Annotated in this window: 22 protein-coding genes; 14 read left to right on the forward strand and 8 right to left on the reverse strand. The window is 26.7% G+C overall.

What is annotated here, in order from left to right; genetic code table 11:
• Positions 1-11 precede the first annotated feature (11 nt).
• The 6 genes from JNUCC81_RS07345 (at position 12) to JNUCC81_RS07370 (ending at position 5,837) form a co-directional block, all read left to right on the forward strand.
• A complete protein-coding gene (locus JNUCC81_RS07345; RefSeq protein ID WP_454095988.1) occupies positions 12-833 on the forward strand; it encodes a purine-nucleoside phosphorylase in 822 nt (273 codons plus the stop codon).
• A 29-nt stretch (positions 834-862) separates the two neighbouring features.
• Positions 863-2,140, forward strand: coding sequence for a NupC/NupG family nucleoside CNT transporter (locus JNUCC81_RS07350; protein ID WP_454095989.1), 1,278 nt, complete (start codon positions 863-865; stop codon positions 2,138-2,140).
• 129 nt (positions 2,141-2,269) lie between these two features.
• On the forward strand, positions 2,270-3,097 hold the full coding sequence (locus JNUCC81_RS07355; protein WP_454095990.1) for a transketolase: 828 nt from the start codon (positions 2,270-2,272) through the stop codon (positions 3,095-3,097).
• Positions 3,094-4,026 carry a transketolase family protein gene (locus JNUCC81_RS07360; RefSeq protein ID WP_454096381.1) on the forward strand — a complete coding sequence of 311 codons (933 nt, stop codon included), beginning with the start codon at positions 3,094-3,096 and terminating at the stop codon, positions 4,024-4,026. The genes JNUCC81_RS07355 and JNUCC81_RS07360 overlap by 4 nt, the downstream gene beginning before the upstream one ends.
• Before the next feature lie 15 nt (positions 4,027-4,041).
• Positions 4,042-4,680 carry a fructose-6-phosphate aldolase gene (gene fsa, locus JNUCC81_RS07365; protein WP_454095991.1) on the forward strand — a complete coding sequence of 213 codons (639 nt, stop codon included), beginning with the start codon at positions 4,042-4,044 and terminating at the stop codon, positions 4,678-4,680.
• Positions 4,681-4,904: 224 nt separating this feature from the next.
• Complete coding sequence (locus JNUCC81_RS07370) at positions 4,905-5,837, forward strand: chemotaxis protein (protein ID WP_454095992.1); 933 nt, start codon at positions 4,905-4,907, stop codon at positions 5,835-5,837.
• A gap of 86 nt (positions 5,838-5,923) precedes the next feature.
• Here the strand turns inward: JNUCC81_RS07370 and JNUCC81_RS07375 are convergent, their stop codons facing one another.
• A complete protein-coding gene (locus JNUCC81_RS07375) occupies positions 5,924-6,409 on the reverse strand; it encodes a hypothetical protein (protein WP_454095993.1) in 486 nt (161 codons plus the stop codon).
• Between the two features lie 452 nt (positions 6,410-6,861).
• Here JNUCC81_RS07375 and abc-f point away from each other — a divergent pair, with 452 nt between their 5' ends.
• From abc-f to JNUCC81_RS07390, 3 genes are all read left to right on the forward strand, one after another.
• On the forward strand, positions 6,862-8,433 hold the full coding sequence (gene abc-f, locus JNUCC81_RS07380; RefSeq protein WP_454095994.1) for a ribosomal protection-like ABC-F family protein: 1,572 nt from the start codon (positions 6,862-6,864) through the stop codon (positions 8,431-8,433).
• Between the two features lie 161 nt (positions 8,434-8,594).
• The gene (locus tag JNUCC81_RS07385) at positions 8,595-9,560 is read left to right on the forward strand and encodes a hypothetical protein (RefSeq protein WP_454095995.1); all 966 of its coding nucleotides are present in this window, start codon (positions 8,595-8,597) and stop codon (positions 9,558-9,560) included.
• A 220-nt stretch (positions 9,561-9,780) separates the two neighbouring features.
• Positions 9,781-11,523 carry a methyl-accepting chemotaxis protein gene (locus JNUCC81_RS07390; protein WP_454095996.1) on the forward strand — a complete coding sequence of 581 codons (1,743 nt, stop codon included), beginning with the start codon at positions 9,781-9,783 and terminating at the stop codon, positions 11,521-11,523.
• 61 nt (positions 11,524-11,584) lie between these two features.
• Here the strand turns inward: JNUCC81_RS07390 and JNUCC81_RS07395 are convergent, their stop codons facing one another.
• A complete protein-coding gene (locus tag JNUCC81_RS07395; protein WP_454095997.1) occupies positions 11,585-12,199 on the reverse strand; it encodes a peptidylprolyl isomerase in 615 nt (204 codons plus the stop codon).
• Between the two features lie 150 nt (positions 12,200-12,349).
• On the opposite strand from JNUCC81_RS07395, the gene JNUCC81_RS07400 reads away from it, so the two are divergent.
• Entirely contained in the window at positions 12,350-13,018 is a 669-nt protein-coding gene (locus tag JNUCC81_RS07400; RefSeq protein ID WP_454095998.1) for a metal-dependent hydrolase, read from the forward strand.
• Positions 13,019-13,053: 35 nt separating this feature from the next.
• Here JNUCC81_RS07400 and JNUCC81_RS07405 read toward each other — a convergent pair whose 3' ends face one another.
• From JNUCC81_RS07405 to JNUCC81_RS07420, 4 genes are all read right to left on the reverse strand, one after another.
• The gene (locus JNUCC81_RS07405; RefSeq protein WP_454095999.1) at positions 13,054-14,115 is read right to left on the reverse strand and encodes a DUF4300 family protein; all 1,062 of its coding nucleotides are present in this window, start codon (positions 14,113-14,115) and stop codon (positions 13,054-13,056) included.
• A 422-nt stretch (positions 14,116-14,537) separates the two neighbouring features.
• Positions 14,538-14,666, reverse strand: coding sequence for a hypothetical protein (locus JNUCC81_RS07410; RefSeq protein ID WP_454096000.1), 129 nt, complete (start codon positions 14,664-14,666; stop codon positions 14,538-14,540).
• 454 nt (positions 14,667-15,120) lie between these two features.
• Positions 15,121-15,555: a hypothetical protein gene (locus JNUCC81_RS07415; protein ID WP_454096001.1), complete on the reverse strand. Its 435-nt coding sequence runs from the start codon at positions 15,553-15,555 to the stop codon at positions 15,121-15,123.
• Positions 15,556-15,764: 209 nt separating this feature from the next.
• Positions 15,765-16,676, reverse strand: coding sequence for a LysR family transcriptional regulator (locus tag JNUCC81_RS07420; protein WP_454096002.1), 912 nt, complete (start codon positions 16,674-16,676; stop codon positions 15,765-15,767).
• Between the two features lie 187 nt (positions 16,677-16,863).
• Here JNUCC81_RS07420 and leuB point away from each other — a divergent pair, with 187 nt between their 5' ends.
• Entirely contained in the window at positions 16,864-17,964 is a 1,101-nt protein-coding gene (gene leuB / locus JNUCC81_RS07425; RefSeq protein WP_454096003.1) for a 3-isopropylmalate dehydrogenase, read from the forward strand.
• 94 nt (positions 17,965-18,058) lie between these two features.
• Here leuB and JNUCC81_RS07430 read toward each other — a convergent pair whose 3' ends face one another.
• On the reverse strand, positions 18,059-18,793 hold the full coding sequence (locus JNUCC81_RS07430) for a TMEM164-related integral membrane acyltransferase (RefSeq protein ID WP_454096004.1): 735 nt from the start codon (positions 18,791-18,793) through the stop codon (positions 18,059-18,061).
• 238 nt (positions 18,794-19,031) lie between these two features.
• Here JNUCC81_RS07430 and JNUCC81_RS07435 point away from each other — a divergent pair, with 238 nt between their 5' ends.
• The 3 genes from JNUCC81_RS07435 (at position 19,032) to JNUCC81_RS07445 (ending at position 21,903) form a co-directional block, all read left to right on the forward strand.
• Positions 19,032-19,802 carry a DUF975 family protein gene (locus JNUCC81_RS07435; RefSeq protein WP_454096005.1) on the forward strand — a complete coding sequence of 257 codons (771 nt, stop codon included), beginning with the start codon at positions 19,032-19,034 and terminating at the stop codon, positions 19,800-19,802.
• 170 nt (positions 19,803-19,972) lie between these two features.
• Positions 19,973-20,497 carry a sigma-70 family RNA polymerase sigma factor gene (locus JNUCC81_RS07440; RefSeq protein WP_454096006.1) on the forward strand — a complete coding sequence of 175 codons (525 nt, stop codon included), beginning with the start codon at positions 19,973-19,975 and terminating at the stop codon, positions 20,495-20,497.
• An 11-nt stretch (positions 20,498-20,508) separates the two neighbouring features.
• A complete protein-coding gene (locus JNUCC81_RS07445; protein ID WP_454096007.1) occupies positions 20,509-21,903 on the forward strand; it encodes a DUF4179 domain-containing protein in 1,395 nt (464 codons plus the stop codon).
• 122 nt (positions 21,904-22,025) lie between these two features.
• On the opposite strand, the gene JNUCC81_RS07450 is transcribed toward JNUCC81_RS07445, so the two are convergent.
• Positions 22,026-22,349: a hypothetical protein gene (locus JNUCC81_RS07450; protein ID WP_454096008.1), complete on the reverse strand. Its 324-nt coding sequence runs from the start codon at positions 22,347-22,349 to the stop codon at positions 22,026-22,028.
• Position 22,350: the final 1 nt, after the last annotated feature.

Raw genomic sequence — 22,350 nt, forward strand, 5'->3', positions numbered from 1 at the left:
AGGTGGACGATATGAATAACTTATTTGATAGAATAAATGAAAGTGCAGAGTATATAAAATCTAAAATAGATGTGGTACCAACAATAGGATTAATATTAGGATCGGGCTTAGGTGTTTTAGCAGATGAAATAGAAAATCCAGTAGAAATAAGCTATCATGATATACCAAATTTCCCAGTATCAACTGTAGAAGGTCATAAGGGACAACTAGTTATAGGTAAATTACAAGGTAAAAATGTAGTAGCTATGCAAGGAAGATTTCACTATTATGAAGGATATGCAATGCAAGAAACAACATTCCCAGTAAGAGTTATGAAAGCTTTAGGAGTGGAAACTGTATTTGTAACAAACGCTGCAGGTGGTGTTAATAAAGACTATACACCAGGAGATTTAATGATAATAAAAGATCATATAAACTTTGGAGGATATAATCCATTAATAGGAAAAAATGATGATAGATTAGGTGTTAGGTTCCCTGATATGTCAACAGCATACACTCCAGAGTATATAGAATTAACTAGAAAATGTGCAAAAGAATTAGGAATAGATGTAAAAGAAGGTGTTTATGCATTCTTTACAGGTCCAACATATGAAACACCAGCTGAAGTAAAAATGGCAAGAATAATGGGATCAGATGCAGTAGGAATGTCTACAGTTCCAGAAGTTATAGTTGCATCACATAGTGGACTTAAAGTAGTAGGTATATCTTGTATAACTAATATGGCATCGGGAATACTAGAACAACCACTAAATCATGAAGAAGTTATAGAAACAACTCAAAGAGTAAAACAACAGTTTTTAAATTTAGTAAAGAAAATAGTTAGTAAAATATAATAGTTAATCTAAAAGCAGAGGGTGATAAGATGACAATAATATTAAACATATTAGGAATAATAGTACTATTAGGTGTACTATACCTAACATCATCTAATAAAAAAGATGTTAATAAAAAAATGATATTAAAAGCAATTTTAATTCAGTTTGTAATAGCATTTTTATTAGTAAAGTTCCCGTTAGGCCAAATGGCTTTAGAAAAGGTATCTGATGGTGTAACTAGTATTTTAAATTACGGAGCACAAGGATTAACATTTATATTTGGTTCATTAGAAGATGCAGGTGCTCCAACAGGTTTTATATTTGGTATTCAGGTTTTAGGTAATATAATATTTATATCATCATTAGTAGCTGCATTATACTATCTTGGTATTCTTGGAGCAATAGTTAAAGTAATTGGTGGAATAGTAGGTAAAACTCTTGGAACTAGTAATGTAGAAAGTTTTGTTGCTGTTGCGAACGTATTTTTAGGTCAAACAGAGTCTCCAATACTTGTATCTAAGTATTTAGGGCGTATGACTGAAAGTGAAATAATGTTAGTTTTAATATCAGGAATGGGTAGTATGTCTGCAACTGTACTCATGGGATATACGGCAATGGGTATACCTATGAAGAATCTTTTAATAGCTGGAGCGCTAGTTCCATTAGGTAGTATAATAGTATCAAAAATGATACTTCCAGAAGTTGCTATTGATAGAGTTAGTGTTACTAACACTAAAGTAGAAAATGGTGATGTAGATGTTATAGCAAAAACTGAAATTGCTTCAACAACGGCTACAGAGGAAGTAAGTATGGATAATAAAGGTGACAATGCAAATCTTATATCTGCAATATCTCAAGGAGCTAATGAAGGTCTTCAAATGGCTTTAGGTATAGGAGCATCGCTAATTGCAATAATATCTTTAGTAGCACTTGTTAATGGTATATTAGGTATAGTTGGAGTATCATTAGAACAAATCTTATCATGGATATTTTCACCAATAGGATACTTAATGGGTCTTGGTAAAGAACATGCATTTACAGCAGGTCAATTACTTGGAAGTAAGTTAATATTAAATGAATTTGTTGCTTTTGGAGAATTAGGGAAGATATTAAATACATTAGATTATAGAACAGGTTTAATGCTATCAATATCTCTGGCAGGATTTGCAAATCTTGCTAGTATGGGTATATGTATATCAGGTATATCAGTATTCTGCCCAGAAAAAAGAGATATATTATCAAGATTAGCATTTAGAGGAATGTTAGGTGGATTCTGTGTAAGTTTATTAAGTTCTTTAATAGTAGGTTTAATAATAGCTATATAATATAAATTTACTACAATTAATAATTTAATTGATAACTATTTTGCCCACATATTCATTAGTTCTAATAAATATGTGGGCGAATTTGTTTAAAAATATATAAAAAATCGAAAACTAAAAAGGAGAAGCTATATGTATAATAATTTACAAAATCATGCTATAAATATAAGAAAAAATATAGTAAATATGGTAACTGAATCAAAATCAGGTCATCCAGGTGGATCATTATCGGCAGTAGAAATACTTACATATTTATATTTTAAAGAAATGAATATAAATAAGGAGAATCTAGATAGTAAAGAAAGAGATTATTTTGTACTTAGTAAAGGACATGCTGCTCCAGTATTATATTCAACATTAAGTGAAAAAGGGTTTATACCTAAAGAAGACTTAATGACTTTAAGAAAGTTAGGCTCTAAATTACAAGGACATCCAGATAGTAAAAAAATAAAAGCAGTAGATATAGCAACCGGTTCACTAGGACAAGGTATATCTAATGCAGTGGGACTTGCAATAGGAGCTAAAATAGATAAAGATAGTTCTAGAATATATTCATTATTAGGAGATGGAGAGTTACAAGAAGGACTAGTATGGGAAGCTTTTATGAGTGCAGCTCATTATAAATTAGATAATTTAGTGGCTTTTATAGATTATAATAAACTACAAATCGATGGAAATAACGATGATGTAATGGGAATTAAACCATTAGATAAGAAGTTTGAAAGCTTTGGATGGAATGTATTAGTTATAGATGGACATGACTTTAAAGAAATAGAATGTGCATTAAATAAAGCAAAAGAAACAAAAGGAAAGCCAACAGTAATAATAGCTAACACTATAAAAGGAAAAGGCGTATCATTTATGGAAAATAATGCAGGATGGCATGGAACTGCACCAAATATAGAGCAAAGAGACATGGCAATAAATGAATTAGAAGAAATGAGAAAGGGGTGCTTATAATGGGATTAGCAACAAGAGAAGCATATGGAAAGGCATTAGTTGAATTAGGAGCTGAAAATAAGGATATAGTTGTATTAGATGCAGACCTTTCAAAATCTACTAAAACAGCAGATTTTTCAAAAGCATATCCAGAAAGATTTATAAATGCAGGTATAGCAGAGCAAAATTTATTAGGTATGAGTGCAGGTTTAGCTAGATATGGTAAAATACCTTTTGCAAGTACATTTGCAGTATTCGCATCAGGAAGAGCTTTTGAAATAATAAGAAACTCAATATGTTACCCAAATGCTAATGTAAAGATAGCCGCAACTCATGCAGGAATAACAGTAGGAGAAGATGGTGGATCTCATCAATCAATAGAAGATATAGCAATAATGAATTCTCTTCCAAATATGAGTGTATTAGTTCCAGCTGATGCAAAAGAAACAAATGAAATAATAAAATATGCTGCAAATCATAATGGACCTGTTTACATAAGATTAGGAAGATTAAATAGTGAAGATATATTTGAAGATGACTATAAATTTGAATATGGTAAGGGCGTTTGTGTAAAGGATGGTAAAGACTGTACAATAGTAGCTACAGGTCTTATGACAGCTATAGCAAAGAAAGCTTGTGAATTACTAAAAGAGGAAAATATAGATGTTAGACTTATACATATGCCTACTATAAAGCCTATAGATAGAGAAATAATAGAGAAGGCTTCAAAAGAAACTAATTTTATATTAACTTGTGAAGAACATTCTGTTATAGGCGGATTAGGACAAATTGTGGCATCAGTTACATCAGAAACAGTACCTACTAAAGTAGTTAAATTAGGTGTTAATGATGTATTTGGAGAATCAGCAACTCCGAAAGAATTATTAGAAAAGCATGGATTAACTAGTGAAAACATAGTTAAGTTAATAAAAGAAAATTTAAATAAATAGGGGGAAATTAAGGATATGAAAATATTTATAGATACAGCAAATATAAGTGAAATAGTAGAAGCTAATAGTTGGGGAATAATAGATGGAGTTACTACAAATCCTTCTCTGATAGCTAAAGAAGGCAGAGATTTACAAGAGGTTATAAATGAAATATGCTCTATAGTAGATGGGCCAATAAGTGCAGAGGTTATAAGTTTAGAAGCTGATAAAATGGTTGAAGAAGCTCTAGAATTAGTTAAATTACATAAAAATATAGTTATAAAAATACCTATGTGTATAGAAGGATTAAAAGCTGTTAAAGTATTAACTGATAAAGGAATAAAAACTAATGTAACTTTAATATTCTCATCTCAGCAAGCATTACTTGCGGCAAAAGCAGGAGCTACATATGTAAGTCCTTTTGTAGGAAGAGTTGATGATATAGGAGCTAGAGGTGTTGAATTAATAACAGAAATTGCTAGCATATTTGAAGTTCACAATATGCAAACAGAAATAATATCAGCAAGTATAAGAAATCCTATACATGTATCAGAATGTGCATTAGCAGGATCAGATATTGCTACAATACCATTTAACGTATTAAAACAAATGGCTAAGCATCCTCTTACAGATATAGGAATAGAAAAGTTTTTAGCAGATTATAATAGAAAATAAAAATAGTGGGATATATTAAAAGTTTAATATATCCCATTATTTTTTATGATTTATTAAATTATATTATAAACTTATTTTTATTTATTTTATTAGTTTAAGATTTTATCATAAAATAAATAAAAATACTCTAGATTTATTGAGAACGTCCGTATATAAAAATAAGTAATAATATTTTGATAATTATAAAATTTATAATATAAGAGTTTATAATATAGGAGGCTGCTATGAGTTTTTCAGAAAATACAAGTCAAACAAAAATACTTTTGGAATCAGGAACTAATGAACTTGAAATTATGGAATTTACTATTTTAGGAGAACTGTTTGGTATAAATGTAGCAAAAGTTCGTGAGATTATGATGGTTCAAGATGTCAAAAAAATGCCAAATGCACATAATGTTGTAGAAGGAGTATTTCAATCAAGGGATGAAATTATTACGGTAATAGATTTGGGAAAATATTTAAATATTCCTAAATCTGAAAACTCAGGTAAGGACATATTTATAGTTACTTACTTTAATAAATTAAATGTTGCCTTTCATGTTGATTCAGTTGTTGGTATTAATCGAGTTTCTTGGAAAGATATAAATAAACCAGATAGAGTTATTTATGGTGGAGATGAAGGAGTTGCAACAGGTATTGCACAATATAGAGACAGACTTATAACTATTTTAGACTTTGAAAAAATAGTTGCAGAAATTAGCCCTGAATCTAGTATTCAATTTGAATCTTTAGATAAACTAGGTGAGCGTGAAAATAGTGATAAAACTATATTAATTGTAGAAGACTCAATGTTACTTTCTAAAATGATTGTTGAATGTCTACATAAAGCAGGATATAAAAATACTGTTAAAGTAGATAATGGGCAAGAAGCATGGGATTATTTAGAAGAATGTAAAATTTCAGGTGATCCAATTAAAAAGCATGTTTCATGTATAGTATCGGATATTGAAATGCCGTTAATGGACGGACATAGATTAACAAAACTTGTTAAAGAAGATAGTGTTCTTAAAGACATTCCATTAATATTATTCTCTTCTTTAATAAGTGAAGAAATACATATTAAAGGTAAAGCACTTGGAGCAGATGAACAAATAACTAAACCGGAAATAGCTAATCTTGTTAGCATTATAGATAGATTAACAGAGACAGTACAATAAGGTAATGATAACAAATTATATAGTAATTAAATATAAAAGTTAAATATAAAATGTATTAAAACTATAAAAAGGTATTAGCTAAAAAGTTAATACCTTTTTTGTTTAGGTGAAGTTTTAAGTTCTTCTAAAGCTATGTGGTATCCTATAGCAGCACCTGCATAACCTAGGACTTTTATTAAATCAAAAAATGCAATAATTCTAGATCCTTGTTTATTATTTGTATCAGATGTTTTAGGGTCGGAACCTATTACAAAAGTAGAATTGTCAAGTTGAAGTATAAAATTAGTTAGAGCATTATTTGTAAATATAATCATAGCAATTAAAAATATTATACTTACAGTTTCTGCTATTTCAGCAGCCTTAATTTCATCATCAAAGTCTAGATTATCTCCATCTGTATTAGATATTGATTGGAGTATAGCTCTTTCAGAATAATTGTATTCAATAAAGTTAAGAAAGCATCCAATCATAAAAAGTATAGTGGAAAATCTTCCATTTTGAATTACATTTAGTTCAATAGATGTTTCATCTAATTTCTTTTTTCTATTACTTTTTAATCTCGATCGATTCATGCTCTAACCTCCATAAAATTTAGAGAGTAATAGTCTATTAGTAAACATAAAACTGAAATGTATTATTAAATTTATTTTGTATAGTATCACTTAAATATATTTATTTATTTACTTTTTTATGCTTGAAATATGAACTTGATAAGTGTATTATTAATATAATAATGCGGAGGTGATTAGATAAAATGAAGTGTTAATCTTATTCAAAAAATTAAAGATAGTTTAAAAAGGTTTAAAAAGCATTTTTTAGATGCTTTATTAAAAGAGCCTAAAACTACTTTAGATTAAGAATAGGATTACATGTTATAGGAATCACCACGTAAAAATTGCTCAAAATAGCTTTATTTGAGTGTTTTTATATACTTATAATCATATCTTTCTTAATTTTAAAGTAGTTAACAATTACTTAAAATTAAGGAAGTTTTTTTATGCCTAAAACTTCCTTATGATAGGAGATGATTATTATAGCACAGATTAATATAAATAACTTAAGCTTTCAATATGATACCCATGGTGAAGAGATATTTAAAGATGTATCATTTTTAATAGATACAAATTGGAAACTAGGACTAATTGGCCGTAATGGAAGAGGAAAAACGACTTTTTTAAAACTTCTTATGGGAGAGTATGAATATAGTGGTCGTATTTCAAGTAACGTGAAATTTGAGTATTTTCCGATTGAAGTTGAAAATAAAAATCAGACAGCTTTAGAAGTTGTAAGACAAAGTATTGCACCTTTTAGTATTTGGGAAAAACAAATGGATGAATATATTAAAACTCCTGAAAAGATTGATATGTATGGAGAAGTTTTAGAAAAATTTATAGATAATGATGGTTATACAATTAATGAAATAATAGAAAAAGAAGCACGAAAAATTGGACTTAAACCGAATATTCTTAAAAGAAATTTTGAAACTTTAAGTAGTGGTGAACAAACCAAACTACTTTTAGTAAGCTTATTTTTAAGGAAAAATCATTTCCTTTTAATTGATGAGCCTACAAATCATTTAGATAGCGAAGGAAGAGAAATTGTAGGCAAGTATCTAGCTAGCAAAAAAGGGTTTATAATTGTATCTCATGATAGAAATTTTTTAGATAATATCATAGATCATGTACTTTCTATTAATAAATCTGATATAGAAATTCAAAAGGGGAACTTTTCAACATGGCAGCTTAACAAAGATAGACAAGATGAGTTTGAAAAAAATGAAAATGATAAGCTACAAAAAGATATTAAAAGACTTAGTGAAACTGCAAAGCAAAAATCATCATGGTCTAATAAATTAGAAGCTAGTAAGATAGGAAATGGACCATGTGATAGAGGATTTATTGGACATAAAGCAGCTAAAATGATGAAGCGTGCTAAGTGCATTGAAGCTAGACAAAACAAAGCAATTGAAGAAAAATCTAAGCTTTTAAAGAACTTAGATATAGCTGATAAACTAGATTTATCAATTTTAAAAAATGAAATAGACGATGTATTAGAAGTTGAAAATCTTAAGATAAACTATGAAGAAAAAGTAATTTTTGATTCTTTAAGTTTTGATGTAAAGCAAGGAGAAAGAGCTTGGCTTAAAGGTAAAAATGGATGTGGAAAGTCTAGCATAATAAAATTATTAATAGGTGAAGATATTTCTCATAGTGGATATATTAAAAAGACAGATAAAATATCATATATTTCCCAAGAAACATCTTTTTTAAAAGGTAGCTTAGATGATTTTATTAAAGAAGAAAAAATAAATAGTCAGCATTTAAAAAGTACACTACACAAGCTTGGATTTGAAAATATGCAATTTGAAAAAGATATAAAAGAGTGGAGTGAGGGACAAAAGAAAAAATTACTTATTTCTAAAAGTTTATGTGAAGAGGCAAAACTTTATATTTGGGATGAACCACTAAATTTCATAGATGTTATATCAAGAATTCAAATAGAAGAACTTATACTCGATAAAAAACCTACAATGCTATTTGTAGAACATGACAGTTATTTTGGAGAAAAAATAGCTACAAAAATAATAACACTTTAAATATTATATAAATTAAAAAATAAATTTATATAAAGTAAGTTAAAAAACTTAATGAAGAACATAATAAGATAAACAATATTTATGATAAAAAATGAAAGGAGACTGTCAAGGATAATAGCAATATAATATTAAAATATTATATTGCTTTGACAACTATAATTATGTTCAAGAAAAAAGTTGTTACACTTATTGCAATGTTTTTTATAGGAAGCACTATAATAGGTAATTGTTATGATAATAAACATGAAAAATTAATATTTGGTGGAGAGTATGTAAAAGAAGTTGAACTACCAAAAGAAAAGACAGTAGAAAATAGTGATGAGTATTATAGTTTAGAAAGATTTTTTAGGCCATCTAAATCTCCTATTTTAAATAATAAAATAGAAAAAACTTTTTATGATATATATGGGACAGATACGACTAATTATAAAATACCTAATAAATTTTTAAAAACACCCAAAGATACTATAATAAATTACTTTAGTGTTTTAAGAGAGGCGGCTAATCCTCTTGACGATACTAAAACAGGCTGTGGAAGTTTAGGAGATACTAAAGCACCCTATCCAATTGCCTATAAGTTTTTATCAGATTCTTATCAAAAGAGAGTTTCTTATGATGAGTATTTAAAGTCTTTTGAAAATACTTTACACATTAACTTAATAAAAGCAAATCAAGTAGGTCCAGATGAAAATAGACCTGACCTTATAAAATACTTTGTTGAACTTGAAATTATACAAGGTAGCAATGAAGCTAAAGGGCTTTTTGCTTATTATTATGGATATGTTTATCTGAAAAAAATAGATGGAGTTTATAAGATTGTTGATATGAAATACACTCCAGAAAACTATCTTTGTGCCCCTTATCATGGTTGGTCTTATGATGCTGAGTCATTTGTCCAAATTGAATACGGTGATTGGTGTCATTTAATAGATGGAGATGTTAAGGTAGAGGAAAATGGATATGAAAAAAGAGTTTATTTTAAAGATAAAAATTCAAATGAATACTATGTACTTTTTTATCAATTAACTAATGGTGTTGACGTTAAGATTTCTGATTATAAAAAGAATAAAAAAGGTAAATGGGAACAAGTATATATTAATCCTGAAAAATGTTTAGATAAAAAATAAAAATACATTATAAAAGCCAGCAATTTTGCTGGTTTTTTATTTTTTAATTTAAATTAAAATTCAAAATAAAGTTACAAAAAAGATAATAATTTATTTAATGTATAAAGTATACAAAAATATGTCCGTATAAGTAAACTAAAAAGCTACATTAATAATGTATAAAGTTTACAGCAATAATGTAGAAATATTATGACAAATTAAATTATAAGGAGACGTTTATATGTATATGAAGAATTTAAAAATAGGTAGAAAATTAAGAATATCTTTTATTATATTGTTAATACTTGCGGCAAGTACAAGTTTTTATACAATATCTAAATTAAAACAATCAGAAGAACTAAGCAGGGAGTTATTTACTGGACCTTATGTATCAACAACTGAATCTGTAAATATTCGTGAAAGTATAGTTGCTATTGGTAGAGATCTTGCTTATACAATACTTAGAGAGGATCATACTAAGTATAAACCTATACTTCAAAAGGATTTTGATGATATAAATGAAAGTATTAAATTAATTAGAAATTCTTTTGATACAGATGAAAAAGCTCTTACTGATCTAGAAAATGAAGTAGGAAAGCTAAAGCAAGAATTTGATAAAGCTTTTGCACTTGCAGAAAGTGGTGATTACAAAGGAACACTACAAATGGTAGAAGAAAATACTGTATATCGTGGTATATACGATAAGTGTGTAGAATATTCAAAGGTTCTTAATGAGCATGCAGAAAATGATGGAATTAAATTTAGTAAGGGAGTACAAGATACAGTATCAAAAGCAACTTTTGCTTCAATTGCTATTAGTGTATTTACTATAATATCAGGAGGAGTTATATGTTTATATATTACAAAGAGCTTAAAAAATCCAATTGAAGAGATAGAAGAAGCTGCAGAAAAAATGGCTGTTGGTGATTATGACATTGAAATTAGTTATGAGTCAGAAGATGAATTAGGCTCTTTAGCAGAAAGTATGAGAAAAATGAGTAACACAACTAAAGAAATTATAAATGATACAGCTCGTGTTTTAGGAGAAGTAGCATTAGGTAATTTCAATACACAACCACAAATAGAATACATAGGAATATTTAAAGAAATTGAAGATTCAGTAAATAAAATAACTCACGATTTAAGTGAAACAATGTCACAAATAAATGTTGCATCTGAAGAAGTTGAAGCAGCATCGGAACAAGTTGCAAGTGGATCACAAATGTTATCACAAGGTGCTACAGAACAAGCAAGTTCAATACAAGAATTATCTGCAACTATTATAGAAATATCTGATAAAATAAAAGATACTGCAGATAATGCTAAAAAAGCTAATAATTTAACAGTAAGCTCAGCTAGACAAGTTAAAGATGGAAATGAACAAATGGGACAAATGGTTAAAGCAATGGAAGAAATTTCGTTTGCTTCTAATGAAATAGGAAGAATTATAAAAACAATAGATGATATAGCATTCCAAACAAATATATTAGCATTAAATGCTGCTGTAGAGGCAGCTAGAGCAGGGGATGCTGGTAAAGGATTTGCTGTTGTTGCTGATGAGGTAAGAAACCTTGCTGCTAAATCAGCAGAAGCAGCTAAAAATACAGCTACATTAATTGAAAACTCAATAGGAGCAGTTAATAAGGGAACTGATATAGTAGATAGTACGGCAGAATCACTTCAAAAGATAATAAATACAACTAATAAAACAACTACATTAGTTGATGATATAGCTAAAGCATCTGAAGAACAAGCTAGTGCAATAGCTCAAGTTACATTAGGAGTAGAACAAATTTCAGAAGTAGTACAAACTAACTCTGCAACATCAGAAGAAAGTGCTGCTGCTAGTGAAGAATTAAGTGGACAAGCACAAATGCTAAAATCACTTATTGAAAACTTTGAGTTAAAAGATACAAATAAATCTAGAAAAAATATTAATTTTAATAGAGATGAAAATGATTATCTTGCAATGAATGAATATTAATATATAAATAATAAAAAGACATATACAAATTTTTGTATATGTCTTTTATATTATGTAAAAGTTACATTTTCTTTACTGAATCATAGTTAACGCCTTTAGTATCAACACTTATAGACTCAATAACAACATCATTAATAGGCTTATCCATAGGACCTTTTTCAACATTTTCGATAGTATGAACAATATCCATGCCATTTATAACTTTACCAAAAGTAGCATATTTTCCATTTAAGTGAGGAGAAGATTTAGTAACTATAAAGAATTGGCTACCAGCACTATTTTTACTTTGGCTTCTAGCCATAGACAATACACCTTCAGTGTGTTTTAAATCATTTCTAAATTTATTACTACTAAACTCACCTTTTATATTATAACCAGGTCCACCTAAACCGCTTCCCTCAGGATCTCCACCTTGAATCATAAAATTCTTTATAATTCTATGAAAAGTTAGGCCATTATAAAAACCACTATTAGATAGTTCTATAAAGTTATTTACTGTATTTGGAGCTATATGAGGATAAAGTTCAGCTTCAATAGTGCCAAAATCTTTAAATACTATAGTAGCTATAGGAAGATTTTCAGGAGGAGTTCTAACCTCATCTGCAATATTTCCATTTGAACCTGTTAGTTTTGATAGAAAATTTGAGAAAAATCCTTTGTTACTTTTTTCAGTCATTTATATTACCATCCTTTGTTAATTTATGGGTTTATTATATCACAGATAATTATAAATATTTATTATTTTAGTTTTATTTGAATAATATGATAAAATAATTATATTAATATAAATTAAAAACTTTTAAATATAAAATAAGGGGATAAATCTATGATTAAATTAAAGTATAATGGACATGCGAATATATCTTTAACTAAGAATGATATAACTGTATTAATAGACCCATTCTTTACAGATAATCCAGTAAATAAAGTTAATCCAAATGAAATAGATTGCGATTATATATTAGTATCTCATGCACACTTTGATCATATAGGAGATGCAATAGACATAGCAAAAAGAACTAATGCAACAATTATAAGTACAGCAGAAATTGCAGATATGGTTTCAAATCAAGGATGTAGAGCTCATGGTATGAATATAGGTGGAAAGTTTGATTTTGAATTTGGTTTTGTTAAAGTTACTCAAGCAATACATAGTGCAGGTATAGAAGGTGGATGTGCTTGTGGGTTTGTAATAAACTTCTATGGAAAAACTATATACTTTGCAGGAGATACAGCACTTTTCTTAGATATGCAACTTATAGGTAGTATGAATAATATAGATTATGCACTTTTACCAATAGGAGATAATTTTACTATGGGACCTAGGGAAGCAGTTGAAGCAGTAAAAATGTTAAATCCAAAAGTTGTTATTCCTATACATTATAATACTTGGGAACCTATATCTCAGTCACCTGTTAAGTTTAAAGAAGATGTTGAGAAAAATACGAATGCTAAAGTTGTAGTAGTTGATTTTGGAGAGAGTATAAAAATATAATAAAAAGGTTACTAAGAGTAACCTTTTTATTATATTTATTTCATTAAATGATCATTTTCCATTACAATAGGTCTAGGCATTTTTGCACCACCTGGTGATGTTGTTAATCTATCAAACATATAGCTTCTTAACTCTTCTTTGTTTTTAAACTTAGTAGCTTGGAAAGGCATACCTGGAGTATATTTTTCTATAAATAGTATCTCACTACCGTTTTTAACAGCAACACCAGTATGTCCAACGTATACATCTTTTAAGTCTTCATCTCTCATAAATCCACTTATTAAAGTTACATCTTTATTATCAGTAAACTTAATACCTCTTTTATTTAATTCTTTACTTATTAGCTTAGCCATTTCTTCATCACTACCAAATTTGCCAACTTTTATATTTGCAAATAAACTTTTAAATGTTTCAACTTTAGTGTCAACAATTTTAGTAGCTTTAGCAAGTTTATTTTCACTTAAAGCGTCAAGATCTTGACCTAATAGAGCTGTATCACCAGTAAACTTACCTTTAGAATCTACAAAATCTCTAAATAGAGTAAATGCTGATATTCTACAGTTTACATCTGAATATTTATTTGAATTTAACCATTTTTCTTGGAAATCATCTCCATTATATGGAACTTGTGATTTATCAGTTGTACTAAATCCTGAAGTATTAGTTAAATTTACTTTATATTGTTTATTGTAATCATCTACTAAATCAAAATATTGATTAACATATTCTGATTTAATATTATTTTTAGCTAATATTTTTTTTACATCATCTTGTGTTTTTTTATCAATTAAATTAGTATAATTTAATGATTTATAACTAGGTTTTTCTAATTTAACTTTAGCTTGTTGAGCTAATACTTCTTCACTCTCTACAAAAGGTTTTTTCTCTTCTTTAGATTCATTTTCTTTAGACTCTTTAGAATTATCTTTAGACTTATCTTCTTTAGATTTATCTTCTTTTTTATCTACTGATTGTGAAGTTTTTACAGGAGCTTTTTTATCATTAGATGAATCTGTAGGTGTACATCCTGTTAAAGCTATTGATGCAGTTAATACTACTGCTCCTGATAAAAATATACTTAATGCTGGTCTTTTCATATCTTATTTCTCCATTCTATTTTTGAATAATATTCTCTGTTGTTTTGTTTTTTTTAAGTATATAACACAGAGATATATGTTAGCAATATGTATAAGATTACAGTATTGTGTAAGGTGTAAATGACTTATAGATAAGTTGTAAATAAGTTGTAAAATAGAGAAATAGTATTGACTTTATTAGTTATAAATAGTAGTAAAAATACTTTTATATAAGCATGTAGTAGTTGGTTTTGGAGAGAGTATAAAAATATAATAAAAAGGTTACTAAAAGTAACCTTTTTATTATATTTATTTAATTAAATAATTATTTTCCATTAGAATATGTCTAGATATTTCGAACCACCTGGTGATGTTGTTAATTTATCAACTTTTATAGTTGTAAATAGGTTTTTGATCTTATTTAGAATTATCTTTTTTATCTACTAATTGCGAAGATTGTGTAGGAGATTTTTTATCTTTAGATGAACCTGTGGTTTACATCCTATTAAGGCCATTGATGCAGTTAGTACTACTGCTACTGATAAAAATATAGTTAATGCTTGTTTTTTCATATTCTGTTTCTCCATTTCTGTTTTGAAATTTTGTCTTTTGTTTTTTAAGTATATAACAGAGAGATATAGGTTATCAATATGTATAAGATTACAGTATTGTGTAAGATGTAAATGATTTGTAAATAAGTTGTAAAATAGAAAAATAATATTGACTTTATTAGTTATAAATATTATTTAAAATATTTTTAGATAAATCTATTAAATATCTTTCACAATTATTTAAATAAGAATCCTATTAAGTTTAAAGAAGATGTTGAGAAAAATATGAATGCTAAAGTTGTAGTAATTGGCTTTGGAGAGAGTATAAAAATATAATAAAAAGGTTACTAAAAGTAACCTTTTTATTATATTTATTTAATTAAATGATCATTTTAGATTTTAATAGGTTTAGGTATTGGTGCACCAACTTGTGATGTTGCTAATACTTTTGGTTTCTCTACAAAGGTTTTTGACCTTAGTTAGACTTATTTACTTTAGACTTATCATCTTTAGCTTTATCATCTTTTTTAGTTTCATTTACTTTTTTAGACTTATTATCTTTAGATTTATCATCTTTTTTAGTTTCATTTACTTTTTTAGACTTATCATCTTTAGCTTTGTCATCTTTTTTAGTTTCATTTACTTTAGACTTATCATCTTTAGCTTTATCATCTTTTTTAGTTTCATTTACTTTAGACTTATCGTCTTTAACTTTATCATCTTTTTTAGTTTCATTTACTTTAGACTTATCGTCTTTAGTTTTATCATCTTTTTTATCTATTGATTGTGAAGCGTTTGTAGGAGCTTTTTTGTCTTTAGATGAATCTGTAGGTGTACATCCTGTTAAAGCCATTGATGCAGTTAATACTACTGCTCCTGATAAAAATATACTTAATGCTTGTTTTTTCATATTTAATTTCTCCATTCTTTTGAATTATTTTGTTTTTTTTAGTATATAACAGAGAAATATAGGTTAGCAATAGGTATAAGATTACAGTATTGTGTTAGGTGTAAATGACTTATAGACAAGTTGTAAATAAGTTGTAAAATAGAGCAATAATCTTGATTTTGTTAGTTATAAATAGTATTATTCTAATGATATAGAACTTTAATTTACTATTAAAGCTTTATATTATTAAAAATATTTTTAGATAAATCTATTAAATATCTTTCACAATTATTCAAATAAGAATTTGTTAGATATAAAATAGCAACTGACCACTTAGAGTTAGAATCTTCAATATTAAATAAATCATATTTTTCAATTGATTTAGTAGTATTTATAACCATATCAGAAACGAAACATGCACCAAGTCCAGATGTAGCAAGTCTAAAAGCGGTACTAGTATTATCTGTTTCTAATAAAATTTTAGGATTAAATTCATGAGAATTAAACATACTATCCATAAAGTTTCTTATCCTATGTCCCTTTTTAGTTAATATAAGATTAATATCATTTAGTTTATTTATATCAATAATATTAGATTTATCATCTAAAAAATAAGATTCATTTAAATAACCTTTTTTACAAGCAAGCATAATTCTTTCTCTATACAATAATTCTTGAGTTATTCTTTTATCAGTAGTTGGAAGTGATGTAAATACTAAATCAACTTTACCTTCAACAAGATAACTTTCTAAATTTTTATCACCCTCTATAATTTTAATCTCGATTCCAGGATATTTTTTCATAAAATTAGGTAAAATTAGAGGCAATATAAAAGCACCTCTTAATGGTGTTATACCAATAGTAATCTTACCCTTTTTCATATTAGATATATCACTAAATTCCTTTTGAAGATTATTAGATAATCTAATAATTTCTTTTGCAGTTTGTATGTACTTTTCTCCAGCATAAGTAAGTGATATAGGAGTTGTAGTTCTATTAAAAATTTGAATTCCCAAATCATTTTCAAGATTTAATACTATTTGGCTTAGTGATGGCTGAGATATATATAATTTAGAGGCTGCTTTTGAAAAACTCTGTAATTCAGCGATTGTAATAATATAATTTAATTTTTTTAAGTTCATTTAAGTCTCCTCTTTATTAAAATACATATTTTATATAATTTTACCAAAAATAAATAGGTGTATAAAGTATTTACCTATAGGTATTTTCATATAGGGTATATAGATGAATATGTATTTTACTATATATATCTATTTGTATAAAATAAATAATGAAAAACATAAGTAAAATAATGATTGGAGATAATTTATGGAATATAAAATAGCATTAATAAAAGGTGATGGAATTGGACCTGAGATAACTGCACAAGCTGTAAAGGTATTAAATTCTATTTCAGATATATATGGATATAAATTTAAAATTGAAAATGTGGTTGGTGCAGGAGAAGCAGTAGATAAATATGGAGAACCTCTACCAGAAAAATCACTTAAATCTTGTATAGAAAGTGATGCCATTATAATTGGAAATTTAGGTGGAAGCAAATGGGACAATATTGAACTTGATAAAAAGCCAGTTAAAGCAATATTAAAATTAAGAGAAGCATTAAAAGTTAGCACTAACTTAAGACCAATATTTTTAAATAAAAATTTAATAGAGCTATCTCCTCTAAAAGCAGATATTATAAAAAATGGTATAGATATATTAGTAGTTAGAGACATAGCTGGAGGAATGCTGTGTGCAGATAAAAATTATGGAAGAGGAAAATATGGAAGGGAAGCAAGCGATTTAGAATATTACAATGAAGACATTATAAAAAAATCAGCTAATAGAGCATTTAAATCTGCACTTACAAGAAGAAATAAAGTTGCAAGCATTGATAAATCAAATGTATTAGCAAGTTCAAAACTTTGGAAAGAAGTTATAAATGAAAAATCAAAAGAGTACTCAGGTGTTAAAGTTACACACCACTTAGTAGACAGTGCTGCTATGGAAGTTATAATAAATCCTTCTAAATTTGATGTAATAGTAACATCAAATATGTTTGGAGATATATTAGCAGATGAGCTTAGTCAAATAACTGGAGCATCTTCTATGTTAGGATCAGCAGAAATAGATGAAAGTGGAAAAGGTATATTTACACCGAATCAGCTACATTATCCAGATGAAAGCATTATAGGTAAGGATGAAGCAAATCCTATAGGAATGATAATGTCATTAGCCCTTATGCTAAGATATTCATTTAACTTAGAAAAAGAAGCTAGCTTAATAGAAAAAGCAGTTGATGAGGTAATAGAAAATGGATACGTGACAAAAGATTTATATGTAGATGGGAAAAAAGTAGTGGGAACTGAGAAAATTGGTGATTTAATAGTAGATGGCTTATATAAACTAAGTGAATCTATATCTTAATAGTTTTTATATATTGAACAAAAAAATCCTATATAGATAGACACATTTTAAATGTATCTAGTATATAGGATTTTTTAATATAGATTTACTTTTACTAAGCTTCTTGTAACATACTATATTCACTATCGATTTCTCTGTACTTAGTTTTATTAATTAAAATATATTCTAAAAATAATATAATATTAAATATTACTATAACTACTAAACCATAAACTATAGGGTTTAGTTTAGCTCCTATACTAATAGGTGGTGAACTCATATACCCATAATTAGATATAAGTGCATTATTTATAACAAACATTAATACATGATAAATATTTGTAAAAATTGCAACGTTTCTTAAATCTGATTTTGACATACCTATCTTTTTTACAGATAATAAGTATATAGCCCCCCATAATAAAAACAAATGACCTACAAAATAAGAAAATTGAGTTAAATGAGGAAATGCAAAAGGGTCAAGTCCTGGGAATAATAAGGCTGATATTGAACCAAATATACCCCAATAAGATCCTATTTTCATAAGCATTTCTTTATTAAAAATCATTCCTATTCCTATAAAAATAATAGCTATACGACAGTGGTATAGAGGTAACCCTTCTGTAAATGTATTATATTTACCAGCAAAGTACCAAGAATATAAAAAGAGTTGTTGAAAAATTAAAATACTTCCTATAAACAACTCAAACTTTCTACTTTCAGTTTTTCTTATACTAATAAAAATGCTAATAACTAAGGCGATAGATAATATAAATAAGTGCAGTGGTCCAAAAGTTACAAAATTATTAGCACCAGTATTGGTTGTAAAAAAATTTAAAATATTTTCCATATAATGTCCTTTCTATAATTGTATTATTAAAACATATAAGATTAATTTATATGATGTAAAATACTGTTGTATTATATCATGATATGTATTATATCATGGTAAGTTAGATTTAGTACATTACAATAATGTAATAAATCTAACTTATATAAAAATGCAATGATTTGAAAAAATTGATAAATTATAGTATAATCTGAATCTGTATGTCTAATTTATTAAGATTATAAAAAGGAGAGTAAATATGGAGAAAATAAAGTTATTTAATCTAATTGAAAAAAGCTTTTTAGCTTTACGGAAAACAAATAAGAAAATATGGATAATAGGAGTGATAATAGCTGTATTTTCTGGGGGACTTGTGCTAGAGGAAAGCTTCAATTATGATACAGATTCAGATTTTGTTTATGAAGATAAATATCAAACTGAAGATGAAATATTAGAAAATGAATATGAGATTTTGGGGGCAATAGCTGTAGTTGGATTATTAGCAATATTAGCTTTTGTTGTGATTATGTTTGTAATAGGTACTTTGGTTTCTATAATAACATATTATTTATACAATAATGTATATGAAGTTTTATTTGATACTAATATAGAGAGAGCATCTTTAGGATTAGTTGTAAAAGTAAATTTAATAGTAGTATTAAAGATTTTATTAGGACTTATATTATTTATAGTACCAGGAATAATAATAGGATTAAAATATGCACCAGCAAATTATGTTTTATGTAAACATCCAGAATTATCATCAAAGGAAATTTTAAAGAAAACTAAAGAGCTTAGTAAAGGATTTAAATGGAAGATATTTATATTTAATTTATTTATTACTGTAATAAGTGCTGTGACAATATCTTTATGTTCACCAAATTTATTAGTAAATGGATATATTTTTATAGATATACTAAGTATGCTAATTACATTTGTTTTAACAACAATTACAGTAGTGTATACTGGATTATTTAATGTATATTTATTCGAAGATATAAAAAATCAAAAAGATAAATTATTTGTATAATAAATAATATATGAAAGTGCTACGGTATAGTAAATTTATGCCGTAGCACTTTTTTATTTAAGTTTTAATTAAAAAATAAGTTATTATTGTAAAATTTTTTTGTTTCTATGTTAGAAATTAAAATATTTTAACGTATGTTTATATGTAAGTACTTACAAGGAGGATAAATTTTGGAAGATAAAATAATTATTAAAAATATTAAAAGTAGAAAAGAAGAGGGAATAAAAATGTTAATTGATGTATACGGAGACTACATCAATACAATAGTTAGAAATAACTTAAAGACAATTTCAAATTATCAAGAAGAATGTATTAATGATATATTTTTGGCAATATGGCTAAATATCAAGAGTTTTGATATTAAAAAAAATACATTTAAAAATTGGATAGGGGTAGTATCTAAGCATAAAACTATTGATTATAAGCGAAAGTATCTAAATGAACTTAAATATGAAGATATACCAGAGAATATAAAAGTTATAGATGAAAATTTATTAGATCAAGAAATCAAAGATGGTATAGATGATTTATTAAAACATCTGAGTGAAAAGGATAAAAAGCTATTTATTAAAAGATATGTAGATGATATGGATGTAGAAACTATTGCAAAAGAGATGAATACAGAACCATTTAATATATACTCTAGAATTTCTAGAGGTAAAAAGAAATTACAAAATATATGCGCTAAAAGATAAAGGAGGATATTATGGATAACAAATATAAGGTATTTAACAATATGTCTATAGATGATAGTGATTATAAAGAGTATAGATTATCTGATGATGATAAGAAAAATATATTTGATAGTGTAAGTAAAGAAATAAAGAAAGAAAAAATAACAAAAAAACCTTTAAAGATAGCTATGATTGTTGCATCAGTATCAGTAGCGACTTTTACTACTGCTTATGGCTTAGATATAATAATTGACTATTTTAATTTTAATAAAGAATCTATGTATATACACGAAGAAAAAAATATTATAACTTATGGAAAACAAGTTAATTCTAGTTCAAGTGACAAAGGAATAGAGTTAATTATAGATAATGTAGCAGCAGATGATAGTTTTATAAATATAACTTATACTATTAAGAGTGATAAAAAGTTAACTGATATAGATAAATCGTATAGTGATCCATTTGTAGCAAAGCCATTTCTGTCTTTATTTATGGGAAAAGAAGAAATAATCCCTGATGGAAATATTGAAACTGAAGCAACCATTGTATCTGATAATGAGCTTAAAGGAATTCTTAGATATAGTTCAAGTAAATATAATATAAAAGATAATACAAAACTAGAACTTAGAACTGATGAGATATTTAATACACAAGGAAATTGGAGTATTAAATTTAGTATAGATAAAAAATCTTCGCAAGATAAAACTCATAAATATATTATAAATAAAAATAAAAGGATAGTTAAAACTTATGATTATAATAATAAAGATATAGATGTAAAATTTGATTTGAATATAGAAAATGTAGTATTAGCACCACTTGGAGATCAGATAACAATAACTGAAAAAGTAGATCCAATGTATGATAATTTTTATCCTTCTATATGTAATAGTTTTGCACTATTTGATGAAAATAATAAATCTTTAGATGTAATAGATAAAGGTTTTAGTCAATCTGCCTATCCTAATTCAACAACTCATCCATTTGAATTTATAAAGGCTGATAGAGATATAAAGTCAATGACTTTGGTTCCATTTGAATTTGATGAAAGTATTGAAAATAAAATGCTAAAATCAAAAAGTATTGAAAATTTACCTATAACTTTTGAAACTAGTAAATACGGTAAAGTTATCATAGAAGATATGAAAATAAAAGAAGATGAAATAAGTTATACATATTATAAAGATGGCGTAGTTCCGTGGACTGTTGACTTAAGCTTTATTGATGAAAGTGGAGAAAATTTATTGATGGAAGGTCTTAGAGAAGTATCTGTAGATAGAGAAAATGGAAGGTATACAGTGTATTACAAATTTAGCAGTAAGGAAGATAAAGATAAGGTAAGTAAAATAAAGTCTGTATCAATGTATAGCCATGATAATCTAAAATTATTATATGATCAACAAATAAAATTTGATTTGAATAAATAATACAAATTATAGTGTAACTAAATAAATAGAAATAGAGTAATAATGAAAGTATTACTCTATTTTACGTTCACAAAAACATATGTTTTTAATAGTACCATCTAAACTCAATATCATTCTCTAAATTATATTTGATTATCGAAATATTTCAATGCCAATAGCTCTAATAACTTTCTTAATCCAATGAAATACATCCCGTACGTCATAAGGCGATTCAATGTAATAGTTATGTTAAGATCATGATTAATTGATATAGTTTGCAAGATAGCTAATAATAATATCACTACATAGTGTGATTGATTTGCTACATCATTAGCTTTGTTCTTAATTAATTGCCAGCGTTCGTCATTTTTATAAACTTTTGCCTTTTTTGACTTCCACACATCAAGATAAATCATAATTCCAATACTTAGAATTATGAAAAATAAAAGAATAGGTTGTTCATTCATT

The organism is Faecalimicrobium sp. JNUCC 81 (assembly GCF_053667625.1).

What these genes read in the sequence shown, in the direction of transcription:
- JNUCC81_RS07345 (WP_454095988.1), top strand. Translation starts at nt 12, where the DNA reads ATGAATAACTTATTTGATAGAATAAATGAAAGTGCAGAGTATATAAAA.
- JNUCC81_RS07350 (WP_454095989.1), top strand. Translation starts at nt 863, where the DNA reads ATGACAATAATATTAAACATATTAGGAATAATAGTACTATTAGGTGTA.
- JNUCC81_RS07355 (WP_454095990.1), top strand. Translation starts at nt 2,270, where the DNA reads ATGTATAATAATTTACAAAATCATGCTATAAATATAAGAAAAAATATA.
- fsa (WP_454095991.1), top strand. Translation starts at nt 4,042, where the DNA reads ATGAAAATATTTATAGATACAGCAAATATAAGTGAAATAGTAGAAGCT.
- JNUCC81_RS07370 (WP_454095992.1), top strand. Translation starts at nt 4,905, where the DNA reads ATGAGTTTTTCAGAAAATACAAGTCAAACAAAAATACTTTTGGAATCA.
- JNUCC81_RS07375 (WP_454095993.1), bottom strand. Translation starts at nt 6,409, where the DNA reads ATGAATCGATCGAGATTAAAAAGTAATAGAAAAAAGAAATTAGATGAA.
- abc-f (WP_454095994.1), top strand. Translation starts at nt 6,862, where the DNA reads ATGATTATTATAGCACAGATTAATATAAATAACTTAAGCTTTCAATAT.
- JNUCC81_RS07385 (WP_454095995.1), top strand. Translation starts at nt 8,595, where the DNA reads ATGTTCAAGAAAAAAGTTGTTACACTTATTGCAATGTTTTTTATAGGA.
- JNUCC81_RS07390 (WP_454095996.1), top strand. Translation starts at nt 9,781, where the DNA reads ATGTATATGAAGAATTTAAAAATAGGTAGAAAATTAAGAATATCTTTT.
- JNUCC81_RS07395 (WP_454095997.1), bottom strand. Translation starts at nt 12,199, where the DNA reads ATGACTGAAAAAAGTAACAAAGGATTTTTCTCAAATTTTCTATCAAAA.
- JNUCC81_RS07400 (WP_454095998.1), top strand. Translation starts at nt 12,350, where the DNA reads ATGATTAAATTAAAGTATAATGGACATGCGAATATATCTTTAACTAAG.
- JNUCC81_RS07405 (WP_454095999.1), bottom strand. Translation starts at nt 14,115, where the DNA reads ATGAAAAGACCAGCATTAAGTATATTTTTATCAGGAGCAGTAGTATTA.
- JNUCC81_RS07410 (WP_454096000.1), bottom strand. Translation starts at nt 14,666, where the DNA reads ATGAAAAAACAAGCATTAACTATATTTTTATCAGTAGCAGTAGTACTA.
- JNUCC81_RS07415 (WP_454096001.1), bottom strand. Translation starts at nt 15,555, where the DNA reads ATGAAAAAACAAGCATTAAGTATATTTTTATCAGGAGCAGTAGTATTA.
- JNUCC81_RS07420 (WP_454096002.1), bottom strand. Translation starts at nt 16,676, where the DNA reads ATGAACTTAAAAAAATTAAATTATATTATTACAATCGCTGAATTACAG.
- leuB (WP_454096003.1), top strand. Translation starts at nt 16,864, where the DNA reads ATGGAATATAAAATAGCATTAATAAAAGGTGATGGAATTGGACCTGAG.
- JNUCC81_RS07430 (WP_454096004.1), bottom strand. Translation starts at nt 18,793, where the DNA reads ATGGAAAATATTTTAAATTTTTTTACAACCAATACTGGTGCTAATAAT.
- JNUCC81_RS07435 (WP_454096005.1), top strand. Translation starts at nt 19,032, where the DNA reads ATGGAGAAAATAAAGTTATTTAATCTAATTGAAAAAAGCTTTTTAGCT.
- JNUCC81_RS07445 (WP_454096007.1), top strand. Translation starts at nt 20,509, where the DNA reads ATGGATAACAAATATAAGGTATTTAACAATATGTCTATAGATGATAGT.
- JNUCC81_RS07450 (WP_454096008.1), bottom strand. Translation starts at nt 22,349, where the DNA reads ATGAATGAACAACCTATTCTTTTATTTTTCATAATTCTAAGTATTGGA.